Origin of the sequence: Pseudomonas sp. SMV71 (assembly GCF_052042015.1) — a bacterium.
GTDB lineage: Bacteria > Pseudomonadota > Gammaproteobacteria > Pseudomonadales > Pseudomonadaceae > Aquipseudomonas.
In genome coordinates this window covers 166,004-181,405 of record NZ_JBKGGU010000001.1, presented here as the reverse complement: position 1 = coordinate 181,405, position 15,402 = coordinate 166,004, and the positions used below count along the sequence as shown (strand labels likewise).

At 61.7% G+C, this 15,402-nt stretch carries 14 protein-coding genes; 7 read left to right on the top strand and 7 right to left on the bottom strand.

Annotation, left to right across the window (positions count from 1 at the left end; genetic code table 11):
- Window positions 1–215: 215 nt before the first annotated feature.
- Complete coding sequence (locus ACLEJQ_RS00905) at window positions 216–1,415, bottom strand: CaiB/BaiF CoA transferase family protein (RefSeq protein WP_440791307.1); 1,200 nt, start codon at window positions 1,413–1,415, stop codon at window positions 216–218.
- Between the two features lie 146 nt (window positions 1,416–1,561).
- Here ACLEJQ_RS00905 and ACLEJQ_RS00900 point away from each other — a divergent pair, with 146 nt between their 5' ends.
- From ACLEJQ_RS00900 to ACLEJQ_RS00890, 3 genes are all read left to right on the top strand, one after another.
- Window positions 1,562–2,104: a YaeQ family protein gene (locus tag ACLEJQ_RS00900; protein ID WP_245144898.1), complete on the top strand. Its 543-nt coding sequence runs from the start codon at window positions 1,562–1,564 to the stop codon at window positions 2,102–2,104.
- A gap of 118 nt (window positions 2,105–2,222) precedes the next feature.
- Complete coding sequence (gene recJ, locus ACLEJQ_RS00895; protein WP_440791305.1) at window positions 2,223–3,932, top strand: single-stranded-DNA-specific exonuclease RecJ; 1,710 nt, start codon at window positions 2,223–2,225, stop codon at window positions 3,930–3,932.
- Between the two features lie 339 nt (window positions 3,933–4,271).
- Window positions 4,272–5,378, top strand: coding sequence for an NADH:flavin oxidoreductase/NADH oxidase (locus ACLEJQ_RS00890; protein ID WP_440791303.1), 1,107 nt, complete (start codon window positions 4,272–4,274; stop codon window positions 5,376–5,378).
- Between the two features lie 189 nt (window positions 5,379–5,567).
- Here the strand turns inward: ACLEJQ_RS00890 and ACLEJQ_RS00885 are convergent, their stop codons facing one another.
- Window positions 5,568–7,193 (bottom strand): glucan biosynthesis protein D, encoded by a 1,626-nt coding sequence (locus tag ACLEJQ_RS00885; protein WP_440791301.1) that lies wholly within the window; start codon window positions 7,191–7,193, stop codon window positions 5,568–5,570.
- Window positions 7,194–7,557: 364 nt separating this feature from the next.
- Between ACLEJQ_RS00885 and ACLEJQ_RS00880 the strand changes: the two genes are divergently transcribed.
- The 3 genes from ACLEJQ_RS00880 (at window position 7,558) to ACLEJQ_RS00870 (ending at window position 8,517) form a co-directional block, all read left to right on the top strand.
- A complete protein-coding gene (locus ACLEJQ_RS00880) occupies window positions 7,558–7,743 on the top strand; it encodes a hypothetical protein (RefSeq protein WP_440791299.1) in 186 nt (61 codons plus the stop codon).
- A gap of 130 nt (window positions 7,744–7,873) precedes the next feature.
- A complete protein-coding gene (locus tag ACLEJQ_RS00875) occupies window positions 7,874–8,116 on the top strand; it encodes an AbrB/MazE/SpoVT family DNA-binding domain-containing protein (protein ID WP_245141305.1) in 243 nt (80 codons plus the stop codon).
- Window positions 8,116–8,517: a type II toxin-antitoxin system VapC family toxin gene (locus tag ACLEJQ_RS00870; protein ID WP_440791296.1), complete on the top strand. Its 402-nt coding sequence runs from the start codon at window positions 8,116–8,118 to the stop codon at window positions 8,515–8,517. Before ACLEJQ_RS00875 ends, ACLEJQ_RS00870 begins: the two co-directional genes overlap by 1 nt.
- 56 nt (window positions 8,518–8,573) lie before the next feature.
- On the opposite strand, the gene ACLEJQ_RS00865 is transcribed toward ACLEJQ_RS00870, so the two are convergent.
- From ACLEJQ_RS00865 to ydcS, 5 genes are all read right to left on the bottom strand, one after another.
- Window positions 8,574–9,998, bottom strand: coding sequence for a gamma-aminobutyraldehyde dehydrogenase (locus ACLEJQ_RS00865; protein WP_440791294.1), 1,425 nt, complete (start codon window positions 9,996–9,998; stop codon window positions 8,574–8,576).
- Between the two features lie 158 nt (window positions 9,999–10,156).
- Window positions 10,157–10,981 carry an ABC transporter permease gene (locus ACLEJQ_RS00860; protein ID WP_440791292.1) on the bottom strand — a complete coding sequence of 275 codons (825 nt, stop codon included), beginning with the start codon at window positions 10,979–10,981 and terminating at the stop codon, window positions 10,157–10,159.
- The gene (locus tag ACLEJQ_RS00855) at window positions 10,971–11,915 is read right to left on the bottom strand and encodes an ABC transporter permease (RefSeq protein ID WP_440791290.1); all 945 of its coding nucleotides are present in this window, start codon (window positions 11,913–11,915) and stop codon (window positions 10,971–10,973) included. The genes ACLEJQ_RS00860 and ACLEJQ_RS00855 overlap by 11 nt, the downstream gene beginning before the upstream one ends.
- Window position 11,916: 1 nt before the next feature.
- Window positions 11,917–12,954 (bottom strand): ABC transporter ATP-binding protein, encoded by a 1,038-nt coding sequence (locus ACLEJQ_RS00850; RefSeq protein ID WP_440791288.1) that lies wholly within the window; start codon window positions 12,952–12,954, stop codon window positions 11,917–11,919.
- A 180-nt stretch (window positions 12,955–13,134) separates the two neighbouring features.
- Complete coding sequence (ydcS, locus tag ACLEJQ_RS00845) at window positions 13,135–14,286, bottom strand: putative ABC transporter substrate-binding protein YdcS (RefSeq protein WP_440791286.1); 1,152 nt, start codon at window positions 14,284–14,286, stop codon at window positions 13,135–13,137.
- A gap of 195 nt (window positions 14,287–14,481) precedes the next feature.
- Here ydcS and ACLEJQ_RS00840 point away from each other — a divergent pair, with 195 nt between their 5' ends.
- Window positions 14,482–15,201, top strand: a complete 720-nt coding sequence (locus ACLEJQ_RS00840; protein ID WP_440791285.1) for a tellurite resistance TerB family protein — start codon at window positions 14,482–14,484, stop codon at window positions 15,199–15,201.
- Window positions 15,202–15,402: the final 201 nt, after the last annotated feature.

The following is a 15,402-nucleotide window of genomic DNA, read 5'->3' as shown; positions in this document are numbered from 1 at the left end:
CCCCGAGTTGTCTCCCCACTGCTCGGGGTTTCTTTTTGCCCGGCGTTTTGTCCGGCATTCAAGCTCCAGTGTGTGACGCTTTTGTGGGAGCGAGCCTGCTCGCGAAAGCATCGGGTCAGTCGATTCGATACTGGCTGATACACCGCTATCGCGAGCAGGCTCGCTCCCACAGTGGGGCTTTGGTAGTCATGGACTGTCGTTCGCAGCATGGGCCGTCAAATAGCACCGTCGCTACGTAGTTTGGCGATCTGTTGCGCGTCGTAGCCCAGGGCGCCGAGTACCTGATCGTTGTGCTCGCCCAGCCCTGGTCCGACCCATTCGGATGTCCCGGGCGTGTCGGAGAGCTTCGGCACGATACCTGGCATCTTGAACGCCTTGCCGTCGGGCAATCGGGCTTGCAGGAACATCTCCCGAGCCAGGAACTGCGGGTCGCTGAACATATCCTCGGCGCTGAAGATCCGGCTGGCCGGCACCTCGGCCCGGTTCAACCGCTCCATCACGCTGTCGAGCGGCAGCGAATTGACCCAGCGATCGATCACGCCGTACAGCTCGTCGCGCCGGCTGTCTCGCCCGTCGTTACTGGCCAATTGTGGATCGTTGGCCAGGTCATCACGACCGATGATTTGCATGAAGCGCTTGAAAATCGCGTCACCGTTGGCGCCGATTTGCACATGCTTGCCGTCGGCGCTGGTGTGGATGGACGATGGGGTGATGCCAGGCATGATGTTGCCGGTGCGCTCGCGGATGAAACCGAACACGTCGAATTCGGGCACCATGCTTTCCATCATGGCGAAAATCGCTTCGTACAACGCCACGTCGACCACTTGGCCGGTGCCGCCGTTGACCTCGCGGTGGCGCAGCGCCATGAGCGCACCGATCACACCCCACAGGGCGGCGATGGAGTCGCCGATGGAGATCCCGGTGCGCACCGGCGGGCGGTCCTCGAACCCGGTGATGTAGCGCAAGCCACCCATGGATTCGCCCACCGCGCCGAACCCCGGCTGGTCTTTCATCGGTCCGCTCTGGCCGAAGCCCGAAAGCCGCACCATCACCAGTCTGGGGTTCAGCGCGTGCAGAACCTCCCAGCCCAGGCCGAGTTTTTCCAACACCCCGGGACGAAAATTCTCGATCAGAATGTCAGCCTCGCCGATCAGCTTCTTCAGGATCGCCAGGCCTTCGGGGTGCTTGAGGTTCAAAGTCAGGGATTTCTTGTTACGGGCCTGGACGAACCACCACAGCGATGTGCCTTCATACAGCTTGCGCCACTTGCGCAGTGGATCGCCGCCATCGGGCGATTCGACCTTGATCACCTCGGCCCCGAACTCCCCGCAGATCCGCGAGGCAAAAGGTCCTGCGATGAGGGTGCCAAGTTCGATGACTTTGACGCCCGCGAGCGGTTTGGCAGTAAGCGACATGATGGATCCTGTAGGACAAAAACGAACGAGAAGAGCGTTTTATCATAGGCCGATGCCGCTCGCCGCAGGTTGATGGTCGGCAATTCGTGGAATGGCCGCGTCATCGGTTAGACTTGCCGCCTTTCCTCGCATCAAGAAGCCCGTTCATGGCCCAGCCGTCCACGACCTATAAGTTTGAACTGAACCTCACCGACCTCGACCGCAACGTGTACGAGAACGTGAAACAGACCATCGCCCGCCATCCTTCGGAAACCGAAGAGCGCATGACCGTGCGCCTGTTGGCCTACGCCTTCTGGTACAACGAGCTGCTGTCGTTTGGTCGCGGTCTGTCGGATGTAGATGAACCTGCGTTGTGGGAAAAAAGCCTGGATGACCGTGTGTTGCACTGGATCGAAGTCGGCCAGCCTGACGCCGAGCGCCTGACTTGGTGCTCGCGCCGTACCGAGCGCACCAGCCTGCTGGCCTACGGCAGCCTGCGGGTCTGGGAAGGCAAGGTGATCCCGGCGGTCAAGGGCCTGAAGAACGTCAACATCGCCGCCGTGCCTCAGGAAGTGCTGGAAACCCTCGCCCAGGACATGCCCCGCGTGATCAAGTGGGACGTGATGATCAGCGAGGGGACGATTTTCGTCACCGACGACCGTGGCCAGCATGAGGTGCAGTTGCAGTGGTTGCTGGGTGAACGAGGCTAATCCCGCGGCTTTGATTCACTGAGCCAGAGTCAGGCTTCATTGTGGCGAGGGAGCAAGCTCCCTCGCCACGATCCAAAGCCGATATTCCTACACATCAAAGAGAAACACCCGTTACCCCATGCGCATAGAACCCCGCCAGCTACCCGAAACCCTGCCATTTCTGGGTGACCTGCCGCCCCTGTTGACCCGCCTGTATGCCGCCCGCGGTGTGCAGTCCGAGACGGAGCTGGACAAGAGCCTGGCACGCTTGATCCCGTTCCAGCAGCTCAAGGGGATCGACGCGGCGGTGGACCTGCTGGTGGCGGCGCTGGAGCAACGCCAGCGGATCCTGATCGTCGGCGACTTCGACGCCGATGGCGCGACGGCCAGCACCGTGGGTGTGCTGGGCCTGCGTCTGCTGGGGGCGGCCCATGTGGATTATCTGGTGCCCAATCGCTTCGAATATGGTTACGGCCTGACCCCGGAGATCGTCGAAGTCGCCCTGACCCGCGAGCCGCAATTGCTGATCACCGTGGATAACGGCATTTCCAGCGTGGAAGGCGTGGCGGCGGCGAAAGCGGCGGGGCTCAAGGTGCTGGTCACCGACCACCACTTGCCGGGCCTGGAACTGCCGGCAGCCGATGCTATCGTCAATCCGAACCAGCCGGGCTGTGAATTCCCGAGCAAGGCGCTGGCCGGTGTCGGGGTGATCTTCTATGTGCTGATGGCGCTGCGGGCGCGTCTGCGCAGTCTGGGTCGGTATGCCACCCAGCCCCAGCCGAACATTGGCGAACTGCTGGACCTGGTAGCCTTGGGCAGCGTCGCCGACGTGGTGCCCCTGGATGCCAACAACCGGATCCTGGTGCACCAGGGCCTGGAGCGGATTCGTGCCGGACGCGCCCGCCCGGGCATCAAGGCGATTCTGGAAGTGGCCAAGCGTGACCATTCACGCATTACCTCCACGGACCTGGGATTTATCCTCGGGCCGCGCCTGAACGCGGCGGGCCGCCTGGATGACATGAGCCTGGGCATCGAGTGCCTGCTCACCGACGATCCGGCCCTGGCCCGGGAGATGGCTGCGCAACTGGACGGCATGAACCAGGACCGCAAGTCCATCGAACAGGGCATGCAGCGCGAAGCCATGGCCCAGCTCAAGGACCTGCCGCTGGAGTCGATGCCCTTCGGCCTGTGCCTGTTCGATCCGCAGTGGCACCAAGGGGTTATCGGCATCCTCGCCTCGCGGATGAAAGAACGCTATTTCCGCCCGACCATTGCCTTCGCCGACGCGGGCGACGGCTTGCTCAAGGGCTCGGGGCGTTCGGTGCCGGGCTTTCACATTCGTGATGCGCTGAGCGTGGTGGCGGCGCAGCATCCCACCTTGATCAGCAAGTACGGCGGTCACGCCATGGCGGCGGGCCTGACGTTGCCGGAGGCGAATTTCCCGCTGTTCGCCGAGGCGTTCGACGCGGAGGTGCGCAGGCAATTGCGTGAAGAAGACCTGACTGGTCGCCTGTTGTCGGACGGGACATTGGCGGTGGAAGAATTCCACCTGGAGCTGGCGCGGGCGCTGCGCCACGCCGGGCCCTGGGGCCAACATTTCCCCGAGCCGATGTTTCACGGCGTGTTCCAGCTCGTGGAGCAGCGCGTGGTGGGCGAGCGGCACCTCAAGGTGGTGCTCAAGAGCGAGTGCGGCTCGGTGAAGCTCGACGGCATCGCCTTTGGCATCGACCGGGACATCTGGCCCAACCCTACGGTGCGTTGGGTCGAACTGGCGTACAAGCTTGATCTCAACGAATTCCGCGGCCAGGAAACGGTGCAGTTGATGATTGCTCATATCGAGCCGCGGTAGGCGTACCCTCTATCGTTCTGAACCCTGTGGCGAGGGAGCTTGCTCCTGCTTGAGTGCGAAGCGCTCACAAAAGAGGGCCGGTTCGCGGCCCAGCGGGAGCAAGCTCCCTCGCCACGGGGGCATATTGCCTTCAGTGCAGCGCTGTCCCACAAGGCCAGGTTTTTAGTTCTGAACCCTCCCTTGCTTCAGGTTGTCGACTAGGCTCTAAGCACTGGTTGATAGCCCTTGTGACGTCTTGTCGATTTTCGTTGCCCGCGGGGGCGGGTGTTGTACCTTTTGTCACTCGTCGACTTTTCAAACAGAACCCTGGAGCCTGCCCACTGATTCGAGAGGTGCCCCATGAGTCTGCTGCTGGAACCCTATACCCTTCGCCAATTGACCCTGCCCAATCGCATCGCGGTGTCGCCGATGTGCCAATACTCGAGCGTCGATGGCCTGGCCAACGACTGGCACCTGGTGCACCTTGGCAGCCGCGCCGTGGGCGGAGCCGGGCTGGTGTTCACCGAGGCCACCGCAGTCACCGCCGATGGACGGATCACCGCCCAGGACCTTGGGTTGTGGAACGATGAACAGATCCAACCCCTGCAACGCATCACCCGGTTCATTACCGCCCAAGGGGCCGTGCCCGCTATCCAGCTGGCTCACGCCGGGCGCAAGGCCAGCACCTGGCGTCCCTGGGTGGGCAAGCATGGCAGCGTGAAACCGGCGGATGGCGGCTGGGTTCCCGTCGGTCCGTCGCCAATTGCCTTTGACCCGCAGCACACCCAGCCGGTGCAGTTGGACGAAGGGCAGATCGCCGGCGTGATCCAGGCGTTCGTCGATTCAGCCAAGCGTGCGCTGACCGCCGGTTTCAAAGTGGTCGAGGTCCACGCGGCCCATGGTTATCTGCTGCACCAGTTCCTATCACCGTTGAGCAACCAGCGACGTGACCAATACGGCGGCTCGTTCGAGAACCGCATCCGTCTGGTGCTGCAAGTCACCGAAGCGGTCCGGGCCGTCTGGCCCGAGGAGTTGCCGGTATTCGTGCGCGTGTCGGCCACCGACTGGGTCGAGGACGGCTGGAACCCGGACGAAACCGTGGAACTGGCGCGGCGATTCCGGGCGCTGGGGGTGGACCTGATCGATGTGTCGTCGGGCGGTACCGCTGCCAATGCGGAAATTCCCACCGGCCCGGGTTACCAGACGCGCTTTGCCGAACGGGTGCGCAAGGAGTCGGAGATCGCCACCGGCACGGTCGGCATGATCACCGAGCCGGCCCAGGCCGAGCACATCCTGCGCACCTGCCAGGCGGACATCATTTTCCTGGCCCGCGAATTGTTGCGTGACCCGTACTGGGCCCTGCATGCCGACGATGACCTGGGTGGGCGCAAGGCTGTGTGGCCGGCCCAGTACCAGCGGGCGACGCATCGGGACCAGCCGATTCATGAGTCGGATTTACGCGATTGAGTGAGTGATAAAACAAAAAGCCCCGATCAATTTGACCGGGGCTTTTTGCTATCGGGGCTGGATGACTGGGGTGGCTGTACCGGCCTCATCGCGAGCAGGCTCGCTCCCACAGGGTAGGTGTCTACAACATCAATCTACTGCGGGAGCGAGCCTGCTCGCGATAGGGCCAGTACAGACACCCGATGACAATCAGGGATACTTACGCTTCTCCGGCGCCGGCGGGAAGTACTGGTACAACCAGGTTTCGCTCAAGGTGCGGTCCTTGGTGCGAATGAACAGGCGCATCTGAACCGGGTCGACGCGATCGTCGGTGGGGTACCAGTCGAAGGTGATCCGGTAGCCCTTGATCGCATCCAGCACCAGCACGTTGAAATCCTTCACCTCGCCGTGGGAACAGGTCACCACCGGTTCGATGCCGGTGCCCGGCGGCAATTGGTCGAGGCCGCCGCCACTGAAGTCCACCGCGAAGCGGCGCGCCCAGACGGTCGGGTAGTGCTCGCCCGGCGCCCAGCCCTCGATAAAACCGCCCATACCCGAACGGGTCGTGTCCACGTGGGCCAGGTCGGTGCTGACCGGAGGCAGGGCGCTCCAGTAGAGTTTGTAGCCGTAGTTCAGCGAATCACCGGCGGCCACCGGTTTTTTCGGTGTCCAGAACGCCACGATGTTATCCAGGGTCTCGCCGGTGGTAGGAATTTCCAGCAAGTCCACCGAGCCTTCGCCCCAGGCCGTCGTCGGTTCGACCCATAGGCTCGGGCGCTTGCTGTACCAGTCCACGGTGTCCTGGTAACTGGCAAAGTCGTGGTCGGTCTGTACCAGGCCGAACCCTTTCGGGTTGTTGTCGGCGAAGGCGTTGAATTGCAGGGTGGCCGGGTTGTTCAGCGGACGGCAGACCCACTCGCCGTTGCCACGCCACATGGCGAGTCGGTCGGAATCATGGATCTGCGGGTGAATGGTGTCGCACATGCGCCGCTCGACAGTGCCACAACTGAACATGCTGGTCATGGGGGCAATGCCCAGTTGCTCGATGGCGGTCCGGGCATTGACGTGCGCGTCGACTTCCATCACCACCCGGGTCGGCTGGCAGTCGATGTCAAACCGATAGGCACCGGTGGCGCTGGGGGAATCGAGCAGGGCGTAGACCACGAAACGGGTGCTGTTCTTATCCGGCGTCTCGAACCAGAACTTGGTGAAGTCTGGAAACTCTTCGCGTTTCTTGCCATAGGTGTCAATGGCTAAACCACGAGCGGACAACCCGTACTGGCCGGTGGCGTCCACGGCGCGGAAATAACTGGCCCCCAGGAATGAAACGATGTCGTGCCGGTCCAGCTCCGGTGCCTTGAACACCCTGAAACCGGCAAATCCCAGGTCGCCGGTCAATTGAGAGGTGTCGACCGTGGTTTTTTCATAGTTGAACAACTGAGGGCGGAAGTGCACCTCGCGAGCCAGACGGGTCTTGGGGTCGACGCTGTACATGCGCACCGGCTGTTTGAAGCCCATGCCGACATGGAAAAACTGCACGTCCAATTGACCGTCCAGCTTGTTCCATAACGAGTGGTTGGCGTCGTACTGAATCGCATTGAATTGCAGGGGCGACATCATCGCCAGGGTCGGTGGCAAGACTTGCTTGGTGTCGACATAGCGGGTCTTGGCCAAGTGCCGGGCCTGGTCTTTCAGCGCATCGAAATCGAAGGGACGGGCTTCGCCGTCGGCGGCTTGATCCGTGGCCCAGGCGCGAGCGGCCATCAGTCCGGTGGCCGAAAGACCGGTATAGGCGGCGAAGGCCATGGAGGCCTTGAGCAGGTTCCTGCGATGCATAAATACAACCTTTCTCACAACCATCCCGTGCCGATCCTGGCAACAGAAAATGGGTAAAAGAGTTCGGACATACCTTTGGCCAAACGCGACGGACGCTAGAACAGATGCCTGAGAGCCGGATCGGTTCACTGAGGCGCAAAATCATAGGGGATGAGCGGGCGAGAAGAGAAAAGAAAGCGGGACTTAGTTAAATTTTCTTACAGATATTTCTTTTTTTATGTCGTTTCCAGCATTTTTTGACTAATTACTCTAAAACTCCCTTTCCACCGTTCGAATCGTCCCTATTCTTGAAGTGTAGGCAGTCCGATCCGGATTCCAGAAAGGCGCTATCAGGTCAAACTCGACGTAAAGAAGGACAACGCTCATGACGAAAATACAGAGCATCGCTGAAATGCTGGGAATCTTTCCTGGCCTGACCCGTGTGCGCAGGACTCGACGACTCAGCCTGGAAGAACTGAAACTGGTGGAGCGCTATCGGGAACTGTCGGAAAACGACCGGATCGCCATGCGTTACCTGGTGGATGCGATGAGGAGTGTTTCGAGGTTTTGAACGAAAGTACTCGCAATCGGCGCGCTTGTGACCCCGCAAAGAGAATGCGCCTACGATCAGCGGCGGTTGCAGGCTCAGACTGGAAGTATTACTTTTTCTCGGACGGTAATACTTCATGGGGAGAGCCATCATGTCGACGACGATGACGAGCAAGGGGCAGGTCACCATTCCCAAGCCGATTCGTGATGCGCTGCACTTGCTTCCGGGCAGTGCAGTGGAGTTCAGTGTCAACGCGCAAGGTGAAGTGGTATTGCATGCCGGTAAACCTGGAGCGGCCAAGACAACTCGCGATCGCTTCGACGCGGTGCGGGGCAGAGCGGACATCAAGTGGCGTACAGATGAACTGATGGCGCTGTTACGCGGGGACGATTGATGATACTGGTCGACACCAATGTCCTGATTGATGTCCTGGAGGACGATCCCGTCTGGGCTGACTGGTCTATCCAGCAACTGCGCGCCCAGTCGCAAGCCCATGAGCTGCTCATCAATCCGATCGTCTATGCCGAGCTGTCCCAGACGTTTTCCACGTTCGAAGCGTTGGACGAGGTTGTGACCGAGCTTCAGCTACAGATGCAGGAGGTACCTCGCCCTGCGCTGTTCCTGGCAGGTAAGGCCTTTGGGCGTTACCGCAAGGCGGGCGGTGGCAAAAACAATGTGCTGGCGGATTTTTTCATTGGTGCCCATGCCGCTGTGAACAGGTTGCCTTTGCTCACACGAGACGCCAGGCGTTATCGGACGTACTTCCCTTCGGTTGAATTGGTTGTGCCATCGTGACACTTGGACAATCACGACCAGACGCTACCGTCCGGCCGTGAAACCGATGTGCTGTCTCAATGCTTGAACATCACATGCCGCACCACCGTGTAATCCTCGAGCCCATACATGGACATATCCTTGCCATAGCCGGAACGCTTCTGACCGCCGTGGGGCATTTCGCTGACGAGCATGAAGTGGGTGTTGACCCAGGTGCAGCCATATTGCAGGCGGGCCGACAGGCGATGGGCGCGGCCGATGTCGGCGGTCCACACCGATGAGGCCAGGCCGTATTCCGAATCGTTGGCCCAGGCCAGTACCTGGGCTTCGTCGAGAAACGGCGTGACCGACACCACCGGGCCGAAGACCTCCCGGCGGACAATCTCATCGTCCTGCTGGGCGTCGGCCAGCACGGTTGGTTCGAAGAAGAAACCGTTGCCCTCCACCGACTTGCCGCCAGTGACCAGGCGGATGTGCGGCTGGGCGATGGCTCGTTCGACGAAACCGGCCACACGATCTCGATGCTGGGCCGTGATCAGCGGGCCCATCTCGGTGTCCGATGCGGTTTGCAGGCCGTACTTGATACTGGCCACCGCCGCACCCAGTTTCTCGACAAATTTCTCGTAGATACCCTGCTGGGCGTAGATGCGGCAGGCAGCGGTGCAATCCTGGCCGGCATTGTAGAAACCGAAGGTACGGATGCCTTCTACCGCCGCGTCAATGTCGGCATCGTCGAAAATGATCACCGGGGCCTTGCCGCCCAGCTCCATGTGGGTGCGCTTGACGCTGTCGGCAATGCTGGAAATGATGTGCGAGCCGGTGGCAATGGAGCCGGTCAGCGAGACCATGCGTACCTTCGGGTGGGTCACCAGCGGTTGGCCGACGGTTTGCCCACGGCCGAATACCACGTTGAGCACACCGGCCGGTAGAATCTCTGACGCCAGCTCGGCCAGGCGCAGCGCCGTCAGTGGTGTTTGTTCCGAGGGCTTGAGCACCACGGTATTGCCGGCGGCCAGGGCCGGGGCGATTTTCCAGGCGACCATCATCAGCGGGTAGTTCCACGGTGCGATTGAAGCAATGACGCCCACCGGGTCGCGGCGGATCATCGAGGTGTGCCCCGGCAGGTATTCACCGCCCGCCGAACCGTTCATGCAGCGGCTGGCGCCGGCAAAGAAGCGGAACACATCGGCAATCGCCGGGATCTCGTCGTTCAGCGCGGCGCTCAAGGGCTTGCCGCAGTTGTCCGATTCCAGCTTCGCCAGTTCTTCACCGTGGGCTTCGATGGCATCGGCCAGCTTGAGCAACAGCAGCGAGCGATCCTTTGGCGCGACCTGCGACCAGCTATCGAAGGCGCTGTCGGCGGCACGCACGGCGGCATCGACCTGGGCTTCGCTGGCCTCGTTGATCTCTACCAGCACCCGGCCCAGCGCCGGGTTGAACACCGCCTGGCCTGGACCTTCGCCGGCGACCAGATGACCATTGATCAGCAGTTTGGTTTGCATGTTCGTGTCCTCGATGAAGCAGTCTTGGCCTGTAAAGGTACCCTGTGGGAGCGAGCTTGCTCGCGATAGCGGCCCCACTGTCAACACCTCTGTTGAATATTCGTCAGTCATCGCGAGCAGGCTCGCTCTACACTGGATAGTCGTCGTTGGTCGGTGGTTTATTTCCCACCACTGCCCGCCACACTCTCCCCGCCCCGAGTCAGGTAATAGGCGCCGAGTATCGGCAACATCGTGACCATCATCACCAGCATCGCCACCACATTGGTCACAGGTACATCGCGAGGTCGGCTCAGTTGGTTGAGCAACCATAATGGCAGCGTGCGCTCGTGGCCGGCGGTGAAAGTGGTGACGATGATTTCATCGAACGACAGCGCAAACGCCAGCATCCCGCCGGCCAGCAGCGCCGAGCCAAGGTTGGGCAGGATGATGTAGCGAAAGGTCTGCCAACCGTCCGCGCCCAGGTCCATGGAAGCCTCGATCAGGCTGTGGGACGTACGACGCAGGCGGGCGATGACATTGTTATAGACGATCACCACGCAGAAAGTCCCGTGGCCGACGACGATGGTGAACATCCCCGGTTCGATCCCCAGGGTTTTGAAGGTTGCCAGCAGCGCGATGCCGGTGATGATCCCCGGCAGGGCAATCGGCAGGATCAGCATCAGTGAAATCCCCTGCTTGCCAAAGAAATCCCGCCGGTACAGCGCCGCCGAGGCGAGCGTGCCGAGCACCAGGGCGATCAGCGTGGCGAGTGCTGCCACCTGTAACGACAGCTTGATCGCCTCCAGCACATCCGGGCGTGAAAAAGCGACGCTGAACCACTTCAGGGTCAGGCCTTTGGGCGGGAAGCTGAACGCCGCGTCTTCGGTGTTGAACGCATAGAGAAAGATGATCAGGATCGGGAAGTGCAGGAACACCAACCCGCCCCATGCCGCGATGCGCAAGCCCCAGGACGCCCGCCCAGGCAAAGAAGCGTCAAAGTGCATCGAAAGCCCCCAGGCGCTTGACGATAGACAGGTAGATCGCGATCAGCACGATGGGCACCAGGGTGAACGCCGCCGCCATCGGCATGTTGCCGATGGCCCCTTGCTGGGCGTAGACCATGCTGCCGACGAAATAGCCCGGTGGGCCCACCAGTTGCGGCACGATGAAATCCCCCAGGGTCAACGAAAAGGTGAAGATCGAACCGGCCGCGATGCCGGGTACCGACAGCGGCAGGATCACCTGCATGAATGTCTGGCGCGGCCGCGCGCCCAGGTCGGCCGAGGCTTGTAACAGCGACGGCGGCAGACGCTCCAGAGAGGCCTGGATCGGCAGGATCATGAACGGCAGCCAGATGTAGACGAACACCAGAAAGCGCCCCAGGTGGGAAGTGGACAACGTGCTGCCGCCCACCCCGGGAATGCCCAGCACCCCCTGCAACAGCGCCCCCAGGCCCAGGTGCTGGATGAACCACTGCGCGACGCCGCCTTTGGCCAGCAGCAACGTCCAGGCATAGGCCTTGACGATATAGCTAGCCCACATCGGCAGCATCACCGCGATGTAGAAAAACGCTTTGGTCTTGCCGCTGGTGTAGCGCGCCATGTAATAGGCGATGGGGAAGGCGATGATGGCGCTGGCGATGGAGACCGCCACGGCCATGCTCAAGGTGCGCAGGATGATGTCGAAGTTCGAGGGTTGGAACAGTGCCGTGAAATTCGCCAGGGTCAGGTCCGGCGTGACCGCCATGGTGAAGTCGTCGAAGGTGTAGAAACCCTGCCACAGCAAAGTCAGCAACGAGCCGAGGTAGATCGCGCCGAACCAGATCAACGGCGGGACCAACAGCAGCGAAAGATACAGGTTCGGTCGTCGGTAGAGCAGGTTGGACAAGCGCCGGGCAAAACCCGGCGTGGCTACCCGGGGCAGGGCTGCTGTGTTCATTTCACACCCCGCCGCCGACAGTGTCATGCAGCGCGATCATCGCTTCACGGGCCCAGCGCACGCGCAAGTGTTGGCCGGGTCGGTGCGGCGCACCGTCGTCGGTCCACCGGGTATTGGCCTGGCTCAGGTTCAGGCCCTGGCCGTTGGCGAGCTTCAATTCGTAGCGCGTGGCGCTGCCTTGGTACTGGATGTCGTGCAGCACGCCCTGGACTTCGATTTCATTGGCGGCCAACGGGCCCTCGGCGAAGCGCAGGTGTTCGGGGCGGATCGAGAACGGCTGTGGTTGCCCGCTCAATTGTTGCGCCAGTTCGCCACGGATCACGTTGGACGTACCGACGAACTCCGCGACAAAGGTCGTCAGGGGCTTCATGTACAGGTTGCGCGGCGTATCGACCTGTTCGATTCGGCCCTTGTTGAACACCGCCACCCGGTCGGACATCGACAGCGCCTCGGTCTGGTCGTGGGTGACGAAAATGAACGTGATGCCCAACTGGCGTTGCAGCTTCTTCAGTTCGCCCTGCATTTGTTCACGCAGCTTGAGATCGAGGGCGCCCAGGGGTTCATCCAGCAGCAGTACGCGTGGGCGATTGACCAGCGCACGGGCCAGGGCCACCCGTTGGCGCTGGCCGCCGGAAAGCTGCACCGGTTTGCGCTCACCGTAGCCGCCCAGGGCGACCATCTCCAATGCTTCTTCAGCGCGCCGGATTCGCTCAGGCTTGGCGACGCCTTTGACCTTCAAGCCATAGGCGACGTTGTCCCGTACGCTCATGTGCGGGAACAGGGCGTAGTCCTGGAAAACCGTATTTACATCCCGCTGATACGGCGCGAGTCCCACGGCCTCTTCGCCATGGATACGGATCGAGCCGGCGCTCGGTTGCTCGAACCCGGCGATCAAGCGCAGGCAGGTGGTCTTGCCCGACCCGGAAGGACCCAGCATGGAAAAGAACTCACCGTCCTGGATGTCGATGGAGACTCGGTCAACGGCGGTTACCTCGCCGAACAGGCGCGAGACCTGAGTGAATTGAACTGCGAGCGTCATGGTGCGGTGCTCCAGAAAACAGGCCGATGTAGGTAGCAGTTGTTGGAACCCAACCCGTGGCGAGGGAGCTTGCTCCCGCTGGGCTACAAAGTAGCCCCAAAGCTTGCGAGCGCTGGGCACTGAAGCGCCAGCCCGGTCCAGCGGGAGCAAACTCCCTCGCCACAGGGTTTGGCGCGGTGCCTACCGCCCACCCATGATCGCAATGTAATCCTGGGTCCAGCGGCTGTAAGGCACGAACTTGCCACCCTCGGCCTGCGGGGTTTTCCAGAAGGCGATCTTGTCGAACTGGTCGAAACCGTTGGTCTTGCAACCTTCGGCACCCAGCAGCTCGCTGCCCTCGCACGCCGCAGGCACGGCGGGCAAGGAGCCGAACCACGCGGCGACGTCGCCCTGGACCTTGGGTTGCAACGACCAGTCCATCCACTTGTACGCGCAGTTGGGGTGCTTGGCTTCGGCGTGCAGCATGGTGGTGTCGGCCCAGCCGGTGGCGCCTTCCCTGGGAATGGTCGAGGCGATCGGCTGTTTTTCGTTCACCAGGCCATTGACCTGATACGGCCAGGCGCCGGACGCCACCACGCCTTCATTCTTGAAATCGCTCATCTGCACGGTGGTGTCGTGCCAATAGCGGTGGATCAACGGTTGCTGGGCCCGCAATAACTCCAGCACCGCCTTGTACTGTGCTTCGTCGAGCTGGTACGGGTCCTTGATGCCCAGTTCGGGCCTGGCCGTCTTGAGGTATAGCGCCGCGTCGGCGATGTAGATCGGCCCATCGTAGGCCTGTACGCGTCCCTTGTTCGGCTTGCCGTCGGGCAATGACTGGGGACTGAACACCACGCTCCAGCTGGTAGGCGGTTGCTTGAACACCTCGGTGTTGTACATCAGCACGTTCGGGCCCCACTGGTACGGGGTGCCGTAGGTTTGCTGGTCGACCACGTACCACGGTGCATCCTTGAGGCGTGGGTCGAGGTTTTTCCAGTTGGGAATCAGCGCGGTATTGATCGGTTGCACGCGCTTGCCGGCGATCAGGCGCAGGGAGGCATCACCCGAGGCGGTCACCAGGTCGTAGCCGCCCTTGGTCATCAGGCTGACCATCTCGTCGGACGTCGCGGCGGTTTTCACATTGACCTTGCAGCCGCTGGCCTTCTCGAAACCAGTGACCCAATCATAGGCCTTGTCGCTTTCGCCTCGCTCGATGTAGCCCGGCCAGGCGACGATGTCCAACTGGCCTTCGCCGGCGCCGACGGCCTTGAGCGGTTCGGCGGCCTGGAGGCTGACGCTGGTCAGCAGCGCCATGGTGATTGCGCCGGGCAATGCGGTCTTGTGCGCGTACATGGAAATCCCTCTTGCTTTAATGGTGGTCGGGGCAGGGGCGCGACGGTACGAACGGCCATAGAGGCCTGCTAACAGCGTAGTGCTGTTCTTTATCCAGGCAACATCTGGAAGCAAACTCGTCGCGGCTGCCGGGCACTTTCGATCTAGGCTGGTGGCCTTAATGGTTCGCTTGACCCGAATGTGTGGAGGTTTCAAATGAACACTCGTGGATTGCTCGATCAGCTACTCAAGTCCGGCCAGGAACTGCTGCAGAACAAGGCGGGCGGCGCACAGGGCAAGTCATCCGGGGGCTTGGGCGGGTTACTCGGTGGCTCCGGTAACGCTGGCGGCCTGGGCGGCATGCTCTCCGGCGCAGGCGGCAAGGCGCTGGCCGCCGGGGCCATGGGCCTGCTGTTGGGCAACAAGAAGGCCCGCAACTTTGGCGGCAAGGCCCTGGCCTATGGTGGCCTGGCGGCCCTGGGCGTCATCGCCTACAAGGCCTACGGTAACTGGCAGGCCCAACAGGGCAAGGCACCGCTAACCGAACCGCAGACACTGGACCGCGTTCCGCCGGCGCAGGTCGAACAGCACAGCCAGGCGATTCTCAAGGCGCTGGTGGCGGCAGCCAAGGCCGACGGCCACGTGGACGAGCGCGAGCGGCAGTTGATCGAAGGCGAATTTACCAAGCTCGACAACGACCAGGAACTGCAACACTGGCTGCACGCCGAACTCAACAAGCCCCTGGATCCCACCGACGTCGCGCGCGCCGCCGGCACGCCGGAAATCGCGGCGGAAATGTACATCGCCAGCGTGATGCTGGTAGACGAGGAGAACTTCATGGAGAAATCCTACCTCGATGAACTGGCACGCCAGCTCAAGCTGGAGCCGGGGTTGAAGGCGGAGTTGGAGAAGCAGGTGCGCGAGGCGGCTGTGTAAGGCCAGATTTCATCGATCTTCGGGCGAACATTATCCCCTGTGGGAGCGAGCAGGCTCGCTCCCACAGGGGTTGTGTGTTGGCGCCAATACCTGTGGTTGCAGTTCCTTTGGGGTGATTATCGAGTCAAAAATTCCCCGCTACCGCCATACAGACCCCACGCAACCCTCGGCTATACTCCCCACCATTTCAAAGGCCTGAGG

Coding starts and splice junctions, on each gene's coding strand:
- ACLEJQ_RS00905 (WP_440791307.1), bottom strand. CDS start 1,415: ATGTCGCTTACTGCCAAACCGCTCGCGGGCGTCAAAGTCATCGAACTT.
- ACLEJQ_RS00900 (WP_245144898.1), top strand. CDS start 1,562: ATGGCCCAGCCGTCCACGACCTATAAGTTTGAACTGAACCTCACCGAC.
- recJ (WP_440791305.1), top strand. CDS start 2,223: ATGCGCATAGAACCCCGCCAGCTACCCGAAACCCTGCCATTTCTGGGT.
- ACLEJQ_RS00890 (WP_440791303.1), top strand. CDS start 4,272: ATGAGTCTGCTGCTGGAACCCTATACCCTTCGCCAATTGACCCTGCCC.
- ACLEJQ_RS00885 (WP_440791301.1), bottom strand. CDS start 7,193: ATGCATCGCAGGAACCTGCTCAAGGCCTCCATGGCCTTCGCCGCCTAT.
- ACLEJQ_RS00880 (WP_440791299.1), top strand. CDS start 7,558: ATGACGAAAATACAGAGCATCGCTGAAATGCTGGGAATCTTTCCTGGC.
- ACLEJQ_RS00875 (WP_245141305.1), top strand. CDS start 7,874: ATGTCGACGACGATGACGAGCAAGGGGCAGGTCACCATTCCCAAGCCG.
- ACLEJQ_RS00870 (WP_440791296.1), top strand. CDS start 8,116: ATGATACTGGTCGACACCAATGTCCTGATTGATGTCCTGGAGGACGAT.
- ACLEJQ_RS00865 (WP_440791294.1), bottom strand. CDS start 9,998: ATGCAAACCAAACTGCTGATCAATGGTCATCTGGTCGCCGGCGAAGGT.
- ACLEJQ_RS00860 (WP_440791292.1), bottom strand. CDS start 10,981: ATGCACTTTGACGCTTCTTTGCCTGGGCGGGCGTCCTGGGGCTTGCGC.
- ACLEJQ_RS00855 (WP_440791290.1), bottom strand. CDS start 11,915: ATGAACACAGCAGCCCTGCCCCGGGTAGCCACGCCGGGTTTTGCCCGG.
- ACLEJQ_RS00850 (WP_440791288.1), bottom strand. CDS start 12,954: ATGACGCTCGCAGTTCAATTCACTCAGGTCTCGCGCCTGTTCGGCGAG.
- ydcS (WP_440791286.1), bottom strand. CDS start 14,286: ATGTACGCGCACAAGACCGCATTGCCCGGCGCAATCACCATGGCGCTG.
- ACLEJQ_RS00840 (WP_440791285.1), top strand. CDS start 14,482: ATGAACACTCGTGGATTGCTCGATCAGCTACTCAAGTCCGGCCAGGAA.